This is a genomic window from Pseudomonas sp. OTU5201, assembly GCF_038440135.1.
GTDB lineage: Bacteria > Pseudomonadota > Gammaproteobacteria > Pseudomonadales > Pseudomonadaceae > Metapseudomonas > Metapseudomonas resinovorans.
Genome location: NZ_JASATC010000004.1, coordinates 165,643 through 182,693, shown reverse-complemented (window position 1 = coordinate 182,693; position 17,051 = coordinate 165,643). Strand labels below are relative to the sequence as shown.

Annotated in this window: 12 protein-coding genes; 4 read left to right on the top strand and 8 right to left on the bottom strand. The window is 58.7% G+C overall.

Annotated features, from left to right (window positions below):
- Window positions 1-16: 16 nt before the first annotated feature.
- The 6 genes from AAHM40_RS04330 to AAHM40_RS04305 form a co-directional block, all read right to left on the bottom strand.
- Complete coding sequence (locus AAHM40_RS04330; RefSeq protein WP_342243559.1) at window positions 17-1,729, bottom strand: sulfotransferase; 1,713 nt, start codon at window positions 1,727-1,729, stop codon at window positions 17-19.
- Window positions 1,726-2,991 (bottom strand): ABC transporter ATP-binding protein, encoded by a 1,266-nt coding sequence (locus AAHM40_RS04325; RefSeq protein WP_342243558.1) that lies wholly within the window; start codon window positions 2,989-2,991, stop codon window positions 1,726-1,728. The genes AAHM40_RS04330 and AAHM40_RS04325 overlap by 4 nt, the downstream gene beginning before the upstream one ends.
- A gap of 24 nt (window positions 2,992-3,015) precedes the next feature.
- Complete coding sequence (locus AAHM40_RS04320) at window positions 3,016-4,167, bottom strand: glycosyltransferase family 4 protein (RefSeq protein ID WP_446731533.1); 1,152 nt, start codon at window positions 4,165-4,167, stop codon at window positions 3,016-3,018.
- Window positions 4,164-5,177, bottom strand: coding sequence for a UDP-glucose 4-epimerase GalE (gene galE, locus AAHM40_RS04315; protein ID WP_342243557.1), 1,014 nt, complete (start codon window positions 5,175-5,177; stop codon window positions 4,164-4,166). The genes AAHM40_RS04320 and galE overlap by 4 nt, the downstream gene beginning before the upstream one ends.
- A gap of 127 nt (window positions 5,178-5,304) precedes the next feature.
- Window positions 5,305-7,095, bottom strand: a complete 1,791-nt coding sequence (locus AAHM40_RS04310) for a hypothetical protein (protein WP_342243556.1) — start codon at window positions 7,093-7,095, stop codon at window positions 5,305-5,307.
- 978 nt (window positions 7,096-8,073) lie between these two features.
- Complete coding sequence (locus AAHM40_RS04305) at window positions 8,074-9,672, bottom strand: winged helix-turn-helix domain-containing tetratricopeptide repeat protein (protein ID WP_342243578.1); 1,599 nt, start codon at window positions 9,670-9,672, stop codon at window positions 8,074-8,076.
- A gap of 257 nt (window positions 9,673-9,929) precedes the next feature.
- On the opposite strand from AAHM40_RS04305, the gene AAHM40_RS04300 reads away from it, so the two are divergent.
- The 3 genes from AAHM40_RS04300 to AAHM40_RS04290 all read left to right on the top strand — a co-directional run bounded on the left by AAHM40_RS04300 (window position 9,930) and on the right by AAHM40_RS04290 (window position 13,557).
- Window positions 9,930-10,691, top strand: coding sequence for an SDR family oxidoreductase (locus AAHM40_RS04300; protein ID WP_342243555.1), 762 nt, complete (start codon window positions 9,930-9,932; stop codon window positions 10,689-10,691).
- A gap of 104 nt (window positions 10,692-10,795) precedes the next feature.
- Complete coding sequence (locus AAHM40_RS04295; RefSeq protein WP_342243554.1) at window positions 10,796-11,893, top strand: HlyD family secretion protein; 1,098 nt, start codon at window positions 10,796-10,798, stop codon at window positions 11,891-11,893.
- Window positions 11,890-13,557, top strand: coding sequence for a DHA2 family efflux MFS transporter permease subunit (locus AAHM40_RS04290; protein WP_342243553.1), 1,668 nt, complete (start codon window positions 11,890-11,892; stop codon window positions 13,555-13,557). Before AAHM40_RS04295 ends, AAHM40_RS04290 begins: the two co-directional genes overlap by 4 nt.
- A 417-nt stretch (window positions 13,558-13,974) precedes the next feature.
- On the opposite strand, the gene AAHM40_RS04285 is transcribed toward AAHM40_RS04290, so the two are convergent.
- Both AAHM40_RS04285 and AAHM40_RS04280 read right to left on the bottom strand, forming a co-directional pair.
- Window positions 13,975-14,811, bottom strand: coding sequence for an enoyl-CoA hydratase/isomerase family protein (locus AAHM40_RS04285; protein WP_342243552.1), 837 nt, complete (start codon window positions 14,809-14,811; stop codon window positions 13,975-13,977).
- A gap of 279 nt (window positions 14,812-15,090) precedes the next feature.
- A complete protein-coding gene (locus tag AAHM40_RS04280; protein WP_342243551.1) occupies window positions 15,091-15,882 on the bottom strand; it encodes an AraC family transcriptional regulator in 792 nt (263 codons plus the stop codon).
- 83 nt (window positions 15,883-15,965) lie between these two features.
- Here AAHM40_RS04280 and AAHM40_RS04275 point away from each other — a divergent pair, with 83 nt between their 5' ends.
- Window positions 15,966-16,973, top strand: coding sequence for a bile acid:sodium symporter family protein (locus AAHM40_RS04275; protein ID WP_342243550.1), 1,008 nt, complete (start codon window positions 15,966-15,968; stop codon window positions 16,971-16,973).
- Window positions 16,974-17,051: the final 78 nt, after the last annotated feature.

Below are 17,051 nucleotides of genomic sequence, written 5' to 3'. Positions count from 1 at the left end.
GACAGCCCCCCTGGTATTACAGGCTGTAGTTGAAGCGTTCTGCGACATCGTGGACGATGCTTGCCACGAGGTCTTGTTCGTCGAGCGCAAGCCCTTTGCACCAGGCCCTTGGCTTCGAAGAAACTGTGATACGACTGCGTATGCATGCCTCAAGCGTGCTACCTGGGGCCTCAACCAGGTCTTCGTACCGCAACACCTGGGCAAAGTCCGCCGCGTCCTCGACCTGCAATGCCAAGTATCGCCACCACAATGCACGCCGAACCGTCAAACTCTCAGTGGCGATGATGGCCAGCAGTGCTTTGCGCTGCCAACCTGTTAGGCAAGGGTCATCGGGATTTCCCAACGGCTGACTCGCGATGTCGGCGTGGCGCAGGTGTTGGAACGTGCTCGACCAAGAACTCAAGGTGTCGTAGGGATGTCGGATAGACACAATGAACATTGCCTTGGGCATTACCTTGCGAATCAGCCGCAGACGCGACAGGTAGCCCAGCGTGTTCTTGGTTGCCAGGCTAAACGACGGACCGGACACAGAGGGGAAATAATCCGAGGACTGGTCGACTCCACGAGCAGTATCGTCAATCAGTTGCCCGTCTACATGCTTGTTTGGCACCGGTTTCCCAGACAGGATGTCGCGCCGCAATTCTGCGTAGTAGCGCGGCAACGCCCAGGGCGCAGGAGTGGCCTTCAACAGGTCGAGTGCCTGGGGCGGCTCATTGAGCACGACGGTGTCCGGCAGTTCCGAAAGTAGGCGACAGAGGTAGCTCGTGCCACTACGAGGAATACCAGTCAGGACCAGATCGGTGTGCGCTGCAGGGATGGGCTCGCGGGCCCCGGCATGCGGTCGTGGGAAATGAGGCTGGAGCTGTGAAAGATGGCAGTCACCGTTTGCGGACACTACTTCTCGCAGTTCAGGGAAGGTAGACAGCAACGTAGTCAGACTGGCGTGCACCTCGGGCTCACGAACCAGTGAACCAAAGTCGTGGTAGTGACACAAGAACGGCAACACCCCATCAGCCGGTAACGTCTTGATGTGAAGAGGGTAATTGAACCGTTCACCCAGTATGCGAGTGCGATATCGCTCTGCTTTCAAGGCGACCGGTAGTGCCAACTGGTCCAGCCAAGGCATTTTGTGGCTTATGGTTTCATCGCCATCGATTTGCTCTGCAATCTCCAACCAACGTCGGGAGAAACTCCTGGCATTGCGCACTAGAATGAACCCAGCGTTGAAGTACGCCGGTATTACTTCTTCGGTACACGTGGTCACGACCCGATTATCAGGCAGTTCCAGCCCGGCATTTGCGTAGAGGAAGCGCCAATAGCCTAGTTCGCTCGGCACGAGTGCCATGTCTGCGGGCTTGAGGGCGGCATCGACGTTGCAGAAGAGCTCTAAGTCGAACGCCCTCAGGCAAATCATGTCACTGTCGAGAAACAGCGTGTGCCCATTTTCCGGCCCAAGCGCCAACGCTGCGAACTTATTGCCGATGGGATAACGGGTGCCGAAAGGGTTCTCGATCGGAATCAGGGGAATAGATAAACGTCGGTAAAGGCGTCGGGATGCATCGCTCAAGTCGCCCCATGATGAAGACGAAACAGGCAAGGCGGCAAGAATAGTGATTGAAAAGCCAAACACCTCGCGCAGCGAGGCCGCCAATATGGCTGCCTTGACTTCTAGCTCGCCACCATGAACGACGAAAACCAGCGTAACGGCTGTCGGGTTGGAAGACTTCACAATGACGTCCCGCAGGCAGGCAATGAGGTGATGGGTTCGAAGGCGCCATGCAGATTGACCACGGCGTCGAAATGCTTGCGGGGATTCATGACGGTAAACGTGGCCGCACTCACTTGTTTGTCCAGTAGCTCGCAAAGTGACTCGGACAAGGATCGCTCTAAGCGAAGAGTCACCGCGTATTCACCCGCCTGTAGATCGCAGTTAAAGCTGATGCGCGTGCGTATGCTGCCATCCGGCTCGACACTCAATGGGGTGCCTAGCAACAGGTTGCTTACGCCGTACAAGTTGTACCCACGCTGGTCACGAATGGTCAGCGTGATCTTGGGAACAGATACAGGGACGCCCACATAGGCCTGTAACTCGATCCAGATCCGCTCCCCGGACTCGAAGTAGTCGCGTACCTGGCTTCCCACACCCATCCGAACCAAATCGATATGACCCAGTCCATTGCCATAGCCAATACCATCACAACCCAGTGCCTTCGACGACTGCATGCGTCCAGAGGCCAGTTCAGCGCGATCGGTTTCGACGCTGTCGCGAAGGTAGAGTTCGGTTGCCATCTGGCAATCGCCATCGAACATTACGATCCCATCACGCAGATACACCGCCCGACTGCAATAGCTCTTGATCATCTGGACATCGTGGGACACCAGCAAAACGGTGACGCCTTGCTGGAGCAACTGTTCGAGCCTGGTGAGACATTTGAATTGAAACGCCGCATCACCCACTGCCAGAGCCTCGTCAATGATCAGTAGTTCAGCGTCCACATGAGCACTGATGGCAAAGGCCAGGCGCACGAACATTCCACTGGAATAAGTCTTGACCGGACGATCTATGAAAGCTCCGATATCGGCGAAGCGGATGATGGCCTCAAGCTTTTCCATGATTTCCTGGTTAGACAGACCCAGCAGCCGCGCATTGAACAAGATGTTCTCTCGCCCGCTGTAATCAGGATTGAACCCCGCCCCTAACTCAAGCAAGGCAGCAACGCGCCCGGAACGGGCAACTTGGCCGCTAGTGGGCCGCAGCGTGCCGGCCAGAATTTGAAGCAGCGTGGACTTCCCTGATCCATTGCGCCCAATGATGCCTACGACCTCACCGCGAGACACCCGGAAGTTAACGTCCTGCAATGCCCAGAACTCGTCATAGAGCTTTCGTCGCCGACCAAACAGAGCTTGCAGTAAGCGATGCCGGGAAGACTGATAAGCCCGAAAGCACTTGCTGATTCCGCTAGCAACGAGCGCGGGTTCATGTATTCGCATAGGATTCGCCTACGAAGATAAAACTTACAGCGCCGACAAAACCGTGCTGTTGATGACTGAAACGTCGTAGCGCTGTTCGGCAAGGCAACGACTGGCTGCACCCATGCTGTTGATTAGGGCTGGTCGCTCGATGAACCTGAACATGGCTGCAGCCAAACTTGTTGGGTCCCTGACTGGAACCAAGAATCCGTTCACACCATCCATGACGGTTTCTCGACAGCCAATCCAATCCGTGGTGATGATCGGCTTTCCCAGTGACATGGCCTCCTGAGTACTTCTCGGCAGCCCTTCCCGGTAATACGACGGGAGGACGAATACGCTGGCATTTTCTACCCAGCTCTTTACGTCTGCAACATGGCCGGGCCACTGTATCAGGCCCTCATCAACCCACTGTCTGATCTCTGCGTAGGGAACTGCACTGGGGTGCTGGTCGATACCTCCTACGATCAGGAAACGTACGAACTTGTTCCTCGATCTCACGAGGCGAGCAGCCGCGACGAAGTCATAGACCCCCTTTTCCTTGAGCAAACGCGCGACCAGGACGAACGTGATAGGCGCCTGCACGGCCGGGCTTAGAGAGAAGTAATCAAGGTCAACACCAATGCCGGGAAGTACCACCACTTTGCCGGAGCGCGCCATTTTCGGTGTGATGAACAAGTTGAAGTCATCCTGATTCAAAAGGAAAACACGCCGGGAAAAGCCAAGGCTCAACCTAATCGCTCGAGTGACAATATGCCGAAGGAAGAAACGAAGAATAGAATCGCGCCCGCCGCCCGAGTATACATATCCCGCACCTTCGATCATTGAGTAACGCAACGGAATGCCGGCAAGCCAAGCAGCAATTCCGCCATAAATAACAGGCTTGATGAAGAAGCTGAAGACTGCGTCCACGTTCAGCTCCGAAAACTTGCGCATCAGTTTCAGGACAATTAGAAGTTCCCGCGCAGGATTCATGCTCGCCCGCGAGAGTGCGAATGAAACAGGGATAGCACCTAGCGCTTCTACCCGGCTTCGCGTCTCAGATTCGTAATCCGGTGCAAATGCGTATACCTGTACTCCTCTGCTGACAACTTCGCGGATGAAGTCACTACGGAAATTGCATAGTGAAAAGGCCTGATTGGATACGAGCGCCAATCTGCGGAACGGAACCTCTCGCTCTGAAGACAAAGCGTTCACGCGTAGCCACTAGGGTTCTTCGACTGCCAGCGCCACGTATCAGCAACCATGCAATCCAACCCGCGCACCGCCTTCCAGCCAAGCTCGCGCTTGGCCTTAGAAACGTCCGCCCAACAGGCTGCCACATCACCCGAGCGACGCGCCGATATCTCATACGGAATGCGCTTACCAGACACACGCTCAAAAGCGGCGACAACCTCCAAGACAGAGTATCCGATGCCAGTCCCAAGGTTCCAGGTATGGCAACCGGTGTGGCGTTCAAGGTACTCGAGAGCCTTGACGTGTCCGGATGCGAGGTCACACACATGGATATAGTCCCTGACGCCAGTACCATCGGCAGTGGGATAATCACCGCCATGGATGACCAACTTTCCTAGACGTCCAATTGCAACCTGAGCTACGAACGGAAGCAGGTTATCGGGAATCCCATTTGGGTCATCTCCAATAAGTCCGCTTTCATGTGCGCCGATCGGATTGAAGTAACGCAGCAACGCAACTGACCAACGAGGATCAGCGTGGGAAAGATCACGGAGCATGCTTTCAACCATGAGCTTGCTCCGACCATAAGGACTATTGCACTTACCCACGTGAGAGTCTTCTGAAAGAGGTAATGGCGTAGGCATTCGATACACAGTCGCAGACGAGCTAAATACCAAATTAAAGACCCGGCAATTCTCCATAGCCCTTAAAAGAGAAACCGCCGCCTGGACATTATTCTCATAATACCCAAGGGGTATCTTGCAACTCTCACCAACAGCCTTCAATCCCGCCAGATGAATAACGGAGTCAATCTCCTCCCCAAGCAGCAGGTTCTCTATAAGACTTTGATCTCGAACATCGCCTACGACTAGCCGAATGGAGGCCCCGGTGATTCTTTCAACCCGCAACACTGACTTGACAGAGCTATTCGTCAAATTATCAAGAACAACGACATGCGCTCCTTGGTGCACTAGATCCACCAACACGTGAGAACCGATGAATCCAGCACCCCCTGTTACCAGTACACGCATACTCACACTCGCACAAAATCCACACTAGAAAAACCCTTCAAACAAAAACCCAGAGCAAACACAATGTAACGACCTCCACACCAAAAAATAGATGGAGGCGATCTAAGATCGCCTCCCTTTTAGCAACTTAGTTGCGATTGTTACCTGCCTTGTGGTTCTCAGAGGTAGAGGAGCCGTCTTCGTTGAAGTTTCCTTGAGTGGTGGACGTCATATTGGTGATCGTGCCATTGGCGGAGCGGATCAGACCCAGCGCTTCACAAGTTGGAAACTCGCCCTCGAGCACGAGACGCGCCCTGCCGTTAACGCCATTCCAACTGGAACCATCGACACCAAACGCCTTGGCGACTTCGGCCACGGTATAGACGCCTGTTTCATGCGCCTTGAGCTCAGTCTTGCCGGTGCTATCAACCAGATAACTGCTGCCGTTAGCCGGATAGCGTTTGCCGTTCTGGTCGAACAGAATGCCGCGTACTTTGCCATTGCGACCATCATCGCTAGTGTTGGTCAGACGAATGAAAAACTGGTCAGACACGCTGGAACTTGGCAGGTTGAACAGGCTGGCTACGCAGCTGTTCTTCCAGAACTCATCGAGTCGATTGCCTGGAATGGTTCGATCCACATATCGAACGTTCTCGAAATCGACCTTTAGGTCACCCACATCGAACCGCTGCAATGCCTGCATGGGCACAGACCCGGAGGCTTTCACACAGACGTTGTAGACCTGGTTGATATTGGCATTATCGAAGCTGACCGGCAGTGTTGCATTCCCCTGTCCATCTAAGGCAGCCTTAATGGCAGCAGCGTTCCAGTACTTGACGGCAGCGCTCGGGGCCGCAGCAAACTCTTCGCAGGTCTGGGAAGTAATACCAACGTCACTGATGCCACTGAAGTTACCAGTCAAAGTACTAGTAACCTTGTCACCGCCTGCAAAACCAAAGACGGTACGACCAGCCTCGTTCAATACATCCTTGTTGATGCCGAGCCTTACTGCACCAAGGCGAGCATAGTTACTGCCATAAGACGCGCTGTTGGCGCTACCGACAGAGACGCTCGCATCGAAAGACCGATCCTGGTTGTTCAGATCCAGCGGATGCGGAACACGGTGCTGCCCGTACTGATTTGTACTCAGCACATCCCAGTAAACGGCCGGAAGAGACGTGAAGATCTTCAGGGGCTCGGCAGAGTCATTATTTGCCGGATCCCCTCCCACTGTGCCGGTAGTGGTGTCGAACTGCGCAGAGACCGTTACCTCGAATCGCAACTCGTTCAGCGGATCTTCAAGCAAGCTGACCTTCGGGTTCCAAGAGCCCGATATAAAGGTTGCGTCACCCTGGAGTGGGGCACGCATATTGGTGACCTTAGCCGGCGTGCTATCCAGACTGCTAGGCGTACGGAAGTTAAAATGGATGGTATGGGATCGCTTGACCTGATCCGCACCCTCCCGATTCAAACGCAGCTCAAGTACGTTATCCGAGGCGCCACTACCTGTGGCGATAGTGAAGCCTGTACCCTCAGCCAAACCTGCAATCTGGATCTGGTTTGGCGTAACAGCCTTGGCGAACCGCACGACGGTTCGACCCAAGGTTAGCTTGACTGTGTGACCTTCTTCAGCCATTGCGGCTTTGGTCGGATCGATAACATACGTGACACTAGGAAGCTCAAAGGTGGACTCTTCTGACTTGTTACCGAAGATCTCCTGAGCCAAGGTAATGTTCGCGGCAGCGCTCTCAAGACCGGCACCACTTTCAACGCTCAGACCCGCCTTGTAGTTGGCTTGCGGCGACGCGTACTGCTCGAGCGCACCCGGCGAGTTAGCTTCCAGAGAGGGGCTCGAAGTAATTGCGACGACACCCGCAGTAGCAGTTCCAGCAAAGAGGGCCGAAGCAACAGCAGCGCCGAGTAGCGTTCTTTTCAACATAGGGAAATGACTCCTTGAGGCGTAGAGTTGAGCAAATCAATCGAATGTCCACGAAGCCGAATCAACCACGACCCCACTGAACAAATCGAAAAGCCATGCACGACACATAACTTTTTATTCGAAAGACATAACCGCCCTAGAGCTAAAAAGCGACTTCAAGCGACTTACCAATCGAATCAGTACCAAGCCTTTCATTACGACCTGACACCAACGAGCGGTTTTATATACTCAGAAAACCAACCAAACAACCCAACTCAGATGATTTTCGAGCCTTTAGCAAAATTAAAGAAAATTCCTACAGCCACCGGTAAAATAACCACAAAGGCATAGGCAAGATACGTAGGAAAATAACAAAAAATAAAAAACCAATAATCATTTTTACCAGACAAGACTTCTCTCAACGCAGAGGGCTCGAGTCAGCTGCGAAAAACAACCAAGAGAAATCACTCCAATCAGTTGGAGGCTCGACTTTCTTATAGATGAGGCCAGGGAGCTTATGACCCTGGTGTAGTGGGTCAAAACGTCTATTCATACTGTGCTCACTTACAGGCAATCTAAATCGCCATCGAAGGAGCAGATAATGAAGACAGGCCACCCCGCCATATCGATAAAGCTTGCTGAGTCAGAGCGAACTGAACTGCTGCAGTTCACGCAGCATGTACAAGGCCGCCGGGATTTCATCGGCGAGCGTGCTTCGCTGGCTGCCGGACCTGAGGCTTGTTCGAGAAGGCGAAACTGATCCTGTCCACCGATGGGTTTCGTGCCTCAACCCATCCAATTACGTGTCCGTGCTTGCCTGGTTGTTCTTTGCGCTCGCCCGACTTGTGGGCGCGAGGGGTTGGAATTGTGCGGAGGGTGGCTCTTCCGCCAGCCGCCATCCAAATGAACAGCGCTCCGCCCCTCACCCGACCCGAGACGAACGAATCGCTGGGGCACCGAGCTACTGCGAGAAACCGGCAAGGGCCAGTCAGCGCCGTGTCATTCGGGCAACCCGGCCAGGCGCAGCCCATTGGCGAACAGTGCGAGGTCTTCAGGCCGCTTGATTGGCAGCCAGTCCGTCAGGTTGGAAAGGCGCAAGGAGGTGTCCAACTGGCGTAGGCGCTGCATCGCCTGCTGCGCTTTGTCCATTCGTCCGGCGAGTGCGTGACTGGCCGCCACCAGGGCCACGGGAGCCAGGAAGCTGGGCAAATTTCCCAACGCCTTTTCCGCCCAGTCTGCAGCGGTATCGAAGCGCCCGGCGAAGAAGTGCGCGAGCGCCATCCCTACCTGCATCCTGAACATTTCCGGATCCAGAGGACTCAAGCGTGTGGCATGGGTCAGGTTCTCGATCGCGGTGTCTGTTTCACCGCGCAGGGCGCGCAGGATGCCGCCCAGGTACCAGGCCGGGGCGAGGTTGGGGTTAAGCAGGCGGGCCCTGTCGAGCAGCGCTATGCCGCCATCGATATCGCCAGCAAGATGGCCCAGTGCATGCCCGCCGCGGGTCAGCGCTACCGCATCATCGCGGCCCAGTTCCACCGCCAGACGTGCAAGCCGAGCGCCTTCGGCAATCTCTAGCGTACGGTCACTCATCCAGCCGTTCAACTTGCGCCAGAAGTGGCACCAGGCGGCCATGCCATAGGCTGAGGCAAACTCCGGGTCGAGTTCGATGGCCTTGTAGAACAGCCGCAGCGCCTCCTCGATGGCGTCCCGGGTGCCGTTGTGCAACTTCGCTGTGCCGCGCAGGTAATAGTCGTAGGCGTCCAGGCTTTCCGTTGGTTTCAGCTTGGCACGCTCGATTTCCGCCCGTTCGAGCTGCGGCGAGATTGCGCCGACGACGCTTTCGGCTATTTGATCCTGCAGTTCGAAGATGTCGTGGAGCGTTCCCTCGAAGCGCTCCGCCCAGATATGTGCCCCGGTCGTCGCGTCGATCAGCTGTCCGGTGATGCGCACCTTGTTCCCGGACTTGCGCACGCTACCTTCCAGCACGTAGCGCACACCGAGTTCCTGGCCGACGTCCATAACGTCCACTGCCCGGCCCTTGTAGGTGAAGCTCGAATTGCGCGCGATGACGAACAACCAGCGGATACGCGACAGGGCGCCGATGATGTCCTCCACCACGCCGTCGGCGAAATAATCCTGCTCCGGATCGCCGCTCAAGTTCTGGAAGGGCAAGACGGTAATGGAGGGTTTGTCCGGGAGGACGAGCGCGGATGGAGGCGTTTCCTGCGGGTCGACGGGCGCGAGTTCGTCGCTGCCTGGCCGGTCGGGCTGTCGCGCTTCCCCGATCTCGCTGGCCCTGATCTCGCCGACGAAGCGGTAGCCCTTGCGGGCGATTGTCCGAACAAGGCGCTGCTCCTCGCCGGTATCGCCAATAGCCCTGCGAACCGCATTGATGTGGCTGGTAATCGTCGACTCCGAGACGATCCGGCCGCCCCACACGGCCTCCAGCAGGTCATCCTTGCTGACCACGCGATCGCGGTTTCTGACCAGTTGCAGCAACAGATCGAAGACCTGTGGCCCGACTGCCACGACTTGCCCGCGCCGGGTCAATTCCCGGCGCTCCTGATCAAGCACGTAGTCTCCAAACGCGAATTGCAACGTCAGTATCCCCTTGACGAGTGCCCTGGCTTCCCTGTCCAAGGCGACTGCTGGTTGGTCTCTGCAATGGATGATACGGCAGGGTTTGGCGAGCCGCACCGTCCAAGAAGGAGGCCGCTCCAGCAGTGGGTTTTGGACGAAAAACCAAGCTTCTCCAACGGGAAACTCAAGGCCGGCACAAGGACTTCCCTGGGGGGCACAGGCACCCTCTCTCTACACCGACAGCAATGGTTGCCGTCGAGAAGCGGAGAGACCCCATGAAGATCGTCGTCATTGGAGGCACCGGCCTCATCGGATCGAAACTTGTGAAGAACCTTCGCGAGCGCGGCCATGACGTACTCGCAGCCGCCCCCAGCACGGGCGTGAACAGTTTCACCGGCGAGGGCCTGGCCCACGCGATGGAAGGGGCCGAGATCGTCGTCGACGTGGCGAACGCGCCGTCGTGGGAGGACCAGGCCGTCCTCGATTTCTTCGAAACGTCGAGCCGCAACTTGCTGGCTGCCGAAGCGGCCGCGGGTGTTCACCATCATGTTGCACTCTCGATCGTAGGGAGCGAACGGCTTCCCGAAAGCGGCTATTTCCGGGCGAAGGTCGCGCAGGAGAACCTGATCAAGGCGTCCGGTATTCCTTACACCATCCTGCATGCCACGCAGTTCTTCGAGTTTGTCGGCGGCATTGCGCAGTCGGCCATCGTCGGCGAGGAGCTTCACCTGTCGCCGGCGCTGATACAGCCGATGGCGTCGGACGACGTGGCGGCGACGCTCGCCGATGTCGCGCTCGAAACGCCAGTCAATGGCTCGGTCGAAGTCGCCGGGCCCGAGGCCATGCCGCTCGACGAACTGATCCGGCGCTTCCTGCGGGCATCGCAGGACACGCGCAAGGTCGTGCCGGACGTGCGCGCCCGTTACTTCGGCTCCCTTCTCGACGATCAATCGCTGACCCCCGGCAAGAACCCGAGCCTCGGCGCGATTCGCTTCGAGGACTGGCTCGGCCGGCAGACAGCCCAAGCGGGGCGCTGAGCCTCCCGTCTACGAATCAACCCGACGAAGTGATCCGATCAACGCCCTGATCGACGTTCGACAGCCCGGCGGCAGGTCATTGGTCATTAACAGGAAACAAGAAAATGAAATCGCTCGAGGACAACGTCGCCATTGCCACCGGCACAAACTCCGAGATCGGTGTCGCAGCGGCGCAGCAAAACAAGAGAACGACGATCGGCGTGCTGCTGTGCGTCGGCGCCCTGGTGGTCGTGGCGGCCGGATGGGCCATGGCTCGCTCGAGCGGCGCGACCTCGACCGATAACGCGTATGTCCGCGGCGACGTCACCTCGCTCGCCGCCAAGGTAGCCGGCTATGTCACTGTGGTAGAGGTCGCGGACAACCAGACCGTCCAGGCGGGTGACGTCCTGTTCCGGATCGATGATCGGGACTACCGCGCACGGCTTGCGCAAGCAACAGCGAATGTCATAGCTGCCCAGGCTCGCCTGACCAATGTCGATGCTGAGTCCAAGCTCCAACGTGCCCTGATTCGACAGGCCGAGGCGCAGAAACGCTCGGCCGTGGCCGAGATGAATCTGGCGATCAAGACCCACGATCGCAGCCGCAAACTCATCCGCAGCAACGCGGTCAGCCAAGCGCTCGTCGATGAAAGCGACGCGGCACGATCGCGCGCCGAGGCCACCTTCTCGGCCGCTTCCGCAACGGTAGAGGCGGAGCAGCAGCGCATCGTCGTCCTGGTGGCCCGGCGGGAGGCTGCCGTTGCTGCCGTGACACAGGCGCAGGCAGCGCGCGATCTCGCCCAGATCGATCTCGACAGCACCGTGGTACGCGCGCCAGTGGGCGGGGTTATCGGCAACCGCCAGGTCCGCATCGGCCGCTTCGTTACGCCGGGCGTTTCCTTGCTGGATATCGTTCCGGTCAATGATGTGTGGGTCGTGGCGAACTTCAAGGAAACGCAACTCGAAAATATCCGGCCCGGCCAGAGTGTGCGCATCACCATCGACGGATACCCGAGCGGGGTACTCGAAGGCGTGGTCGACAGCTTTGCGCCTGGGAGCGGGTCGGCGTTCAGCTTGCTTCCCGCAGACAACGCAACAGGTAACTTCGTCCGTGTCGTGCAGCGCGTTCCGGTAAAGATCCGCTTTACCGACAATCCATTGCCGGGGCGCATCGTGCCTGGCTTGTCCGCACGCGTCGAAGTAGCAGGCGGGAGCGGCTCATGACCAGCGTTGCTTTCACCGCACTGAACGACAGCCGGTCGACGACCGGAGTCCTGCTGATTGCGGGCATTTTGATTGCCACGCTGACGGAAGCGATCGCCAGCACGGTTCTGTCGCTCGGACGAAGCGACATCATCGGCGACACCTATGCAACGCCTGATGAGTTTGCGTGGTTGGATGTCGGCTACACCGCGCTCAAGCTTATCGGGTTCATGACCGCCCCCTGGCTGTTGAACCGGTTCAATCCGCGTCATGTGATGATCACCGCCACCCTGCTCATGGGCCTGGCGTGCGGCATTGCCGGCATCACCGCTCGGTTGGACCTGCTGGTCGCGCTTCGCATCATTCAGGGCTTCAGCGGCGGCACCCTGCTGGTCGCGGGCCAGACGATCCTTTTCCTCGCCTACCCGCGCGCCCATCAGCCAATCCTGCAAGCCCTGTTTGCCATGGGGGCCGTTGTCGCGCCGGCGACTATCGCACCGGCGCTTCAAGGGTGGTTGATCGATAGCCAATCCTGGACGTGGATCTTCTTCAGCATTGTGCCGGTTGCCCTGGCAGCCGCCGGACTTTTGCTGATCGCAGACTGCCCGATGCCCAGCAATATCCGGCGCCGTCGATTCGACTGGATCGGCTTTTCACTGATCGCGGCCGCCCTGTTCTGTTTCAGCTACGTCTTCAGCCAGGGCAGTCGATGGGACTGGTTCGAGGAGCCTCACATCCTGTGGCTGACGGTGATCGGTGCAGCGGCGCTGCTGGCATTTCTCGGCCAGCAGGTGTTGGCCAGAGGTCAGCGTCTGCTCGACTTCACCCTGTTCGGATCGGACGATTTTTCCTTTGCTTTCATCGTGAGTTTCGTCGCTGGCGCCGCCTTGTTCGGGAGTGCGTTCCTGATTCCGACGTTCGCCCTGTCAGTCCTCGCATTCACGCCTACCGATGCTGGGCAGCTCTTGTTGCCGAGTGGTGCGTTTTTCATCGGCGCGCTCCTCATTTCTGCCTTTCTCATGCAGGTGCGCCGGGTTCCGCCGTTCGCCACGGTGCCCTTTGGAATCCTGATGATCATGGTTGCGATGTGGATGCTGTCCGGTTCGACCAGCGAGAGCGGCACGGACGACATGATGGCAGCCATCCTCTTGCGCGGCCTGGGCCTTGGCTTCCTGTTTCTCTCGATCACCCTGATCGCTTTCAGCAACCTCAACAGCCGAAACCTCGCCTGCGGAATCGGCCTCTTCAATACGGGGCGCCAGCTTGGAGGCCTTATGGGGGTGGCTGCACTCCAGACACTGATCGACCATAACGTCGTCGCCAATGGCATGATCCTCGGCGCGAACGTCACCACAGGAGGGAGCGCGGTCATCGAACGCCTGACGAACACGACCGCCATGCTGACGGAGAGAGGGATGGATGCGGCAGCCGCAGGCCGGGCGGCGGCGAGCCTTCTAGGCCGGGCCGTGACGAGCCAATCCACTGTGATTGCCTTCGACACAGCGTTCAACGCAGTTGCGTTGCTGTTTGTCATCGCAGCCCCCCTGCTGATCGGCACCAAGGTCGGGCTCGCGCGCTACGCGAAAGTGCGCGCGGCGCGAACCGTGGCCGTGAGGCAACCCACGCCAATCAGCACTGGATCGGGTATGCCTCGCGCGTCCTTAGGGTCGTTCGAGCCCCGCTGATAGCCGACACGATGACAAGACGCGCACGGCGCGGCTGGTGAGCAGTTGGAACCGGCTCAGAGCGAAAATGAGCAATCCATCCTGGTGATCACGTCCGGTCGTTCGGCAGGGAATGCCGCGCTTGTCGGACTGATAAAGTGGCTGGCTTCAACCCCGAGTGATCGTGGAGCAAACATGTCTCACGCCCCTAAAAGGGGCCGCCGAAGCTTCGCGAATAATCGCGGATGGGGAAACCGCTACGACGGCCAGGGGCTCTTCTCTGCGGAGCCTTACTGAAATTCTAGTTCGTAGGTTTGATACCCCTGCCGCCGATTCATGGGAATCACAGGCTCAGCCCCCCCCTGCAGCGGTCTGGAGCATGGCATGCCGCAATCACGGTATGGCCATTCCGTTATTCCATTCGGGCCACGGACCCGATCATTCGTTCAAGGGGAGCGGGTAACGCCCTAGAAGGGTGCCCAGTTCACGCTCCATCACGCCTTGGGTCTGGCCGCCCTGCGCCAGCATCCAGCGGACCCGTTCAACGGTTTCCGGCGCATGCATGTCAGCCACGAAGCGCTGCGACTCGTCTACCAGCGCACCGTCGTCGGCACTGCTGACACGCTCCACCACTGCTTTGACGTTGGCGATTCCGCCGGCCGGGAAGCCCGCGATGCGACGGGCCAGTGCATCGCAGAACGGACCGAGCTGTTCACCAGGCAACGCACGGTTGATCCAGCCATAACGCTCCGCCAGCCTGGCATCGAAGTCCTCGCCGCCCAGACAGACTTCCAGCGCCCGAGCCCTGCCCAGCATTTGAGACAGTCGCACCGTGCCGCCGGCGCCAGGCAGTAGCCCCACGCCGATTTCCGGCTGGCCCAGTACGGCAGTTTCTTCAGCTGCAAACCGCATATCCAGTGCCAGAAGGAACTCGCTTCCCGCCCCACGGGCGCGCCCGCGTAGCTCGCCGATAGTGACCTGCGGAAGGCGACTGAAACGGCTGAAGAGCCCACTCAGGGGGCTGGCCACGCCGGGTGGCAAGGCCATCGGCGAGGCATCCAGTTGGCTGCCCAGGTCATAGTGAGCCAGAAAGAATTCGGGATTATCGCTGCGAAAGATCACCACTTTGGTCTGGGCGTCACCCTCCAGGCTCTTCGCCAGATGCAGCAGGTCGATCACCATGGTGCGATCGACCAGATTGATCGGTGGATGATCGAAACGCACCACGGCAACGCCATCGTGATCTTCGCGGGTGAAGCTCTGGTAGTTGCTCAATGCCATTCTCCCGAGTGTGGTCGCCCCACTATGTGAAGGGCGCCCAGTGCGCTCAAGCATCATTGATTGAAAGAATGCCGGGGACTCACAGTGACGCACACCGCGTCACCCTACCCGGTGTTGTGGCGGTGCGAGCCGCAAACGTTCGAGCGTTGCGACGCCCGACGCGGCGACGAAGGCTTTGTGCGTGGGTTCCGGTTGGCCCTTGGCGAAGTGGAGCGGGGGTCGGCAGGAGAGAAAAGAAATGCGGCCGGGACCAGACGCAGTCGGTGCCCCGGTTCAGGACTGGAAGAAGTCCCCCGGCGTCACGCCGAAGTGCTGTCGGAATGCTGCGATGAAGGCAGAAGTCGAATCGTAACCACAGGCCAGGGCAACTTCAGTGACTCGCTGCCCCTGCTCTAGCGCTTCCAGCGAGCCATGCAGCCGCAGTCGCTGGCGCCAGACACGGAAAGTCAGGCCGGTTTCACGCAGGAACAACCGCCGAAGGGTCTTTTCCGAGGCACCGAGATCCTCGCTCCATTGCAACAGCGTCCGAGAGTCGTCAGGGGCTTCCTGCAGCGCCCGGCACAGCCGCAGCAACCGAGGGTCACTGGGTAACGGCAAGGACAAGCTGACCTCGCGGGCCACCAGCAGTTGATCCAGCAGGACCTGCGCCAGCCGACCGTCGGCACCGCTCTCGTCATATTCCACCGGCAGTTCGCAGAAGCGCCGGATCAGCTCTCGCGTAAGGGCGTCGATCTCAATCACCCGACAGCTGTCGAGCCCGCTGCCAGCGGCTGCGGCGTCCAGGTACAGGCTACGCATTTCCGTGTGCGGGGAGCTGAACACCTCGTGCTCCGCGCCCGCCGGTATCCACACGGCACGCTGCGGCGGTGCGACGAAGCTCCCTTCTGCGGTGTAGACATGCAGTACCCCGCGAATGGCATAGGACAGTTGCACCCAGGCATGGGTATGGCGGGGCGTTCCCACCGCGTTCTCCAGCGATTCATTGCGGGCGAACAGCGGGCGCGGCAGCTTTTCCAGTCGTGGAACCTGCCGCTCGGGCCACACACCCTGTCCGTTTACAGGCATTTCCTGCCCCTATTGCGTTAGTCGGCATACCTCACCAAGGCTAGAGTATCCCGAGCCTCAATGACAATAATCGGACTCACACCATGGCCCGCTCGCGTTTACTGCCGGACAACTTCACCCTGACGCTGATTGCCGTCGTCGCCACTGCCACCCTTCTACCCGCTCAGGGCCAACTGGCAGTGGCCTTCAGCGGGATCACCAATATCGCCATCGGCCTGCTCTTTTTCCTGCACGGCGCCAAGCTGTCCCGCGAGGCCGTGATCGCCGGTGCCGGCCACTGGCGCCTGCACCTCCTGGTATTCACGTGCACCTTCGGCCTGTTCCCGTTGCTCGGCCTGGCCCTGAAACCGGTGCTTCTGCCTTTGGTGGGAACCGAGCTCTACGCGGGCTTCCTCTATCTCTGCGCCCTGCCCGCCACTGTGCAATCGGCCATTGCCTTCACCTCGCTGGCACGCGGCAACCTCCCGGCGGCTATCTGCAGTGCCGCCGCGTCCAGTCTGATTGGCATTTTCATCACGCCCGTGCTGGTCGCCTTGCTGATGGGCGTTCACGGGGATGGGGGTTCAACTGTCGAGGCTATCCGCAAGATCAGCATCCAGCTGCTATTGCCCTTCATCGCCGGCCAGATCGCCCGCCGCTGGATCGGCAATTGGGTGACCCGCAACAAGGGATGGCTGAAGAACGTCGACCAGGGAAGCATCCTGCTGGTGGTCTATACCGCATTCAGCGCAGCGGTGATCGGCGGACTCTGGCAGCAGGTTCCCGCCCTGAAGCTGCTGGGCGTTGCGGCCGGATGCTGCTTGCTGCTGGCCGTGGTTTTGCTGGTCGTCCACCTGCTGGGCAAATGGTTGGGCTTCGGCCTCGAAGACCGCATCACCATCCTCTTCGCCGGCTCGAAGAAAAGCCTGGCCACAGGCGTTCCCATGGCGCAGGTGCTGTTCGCCGGGAGCAGCATCGGCGTACTCATTCTTCCGCTGATGCTGTTTCACCAGATCCAGCTGATGGTCTGTGCCTTACTGGCGCAGCGCTATGCACAGCGACCGGAACTGGCCCCTCTCAATTCCCCGGCTGACGCTTCGGCCAGGCTGTAAAGCATCGCCAAGGAACTCGTCTCCATGGCCCTGTCCCACAAACAGAAACGCCGCAGTCGATGACTGCGGCGTTTCTGT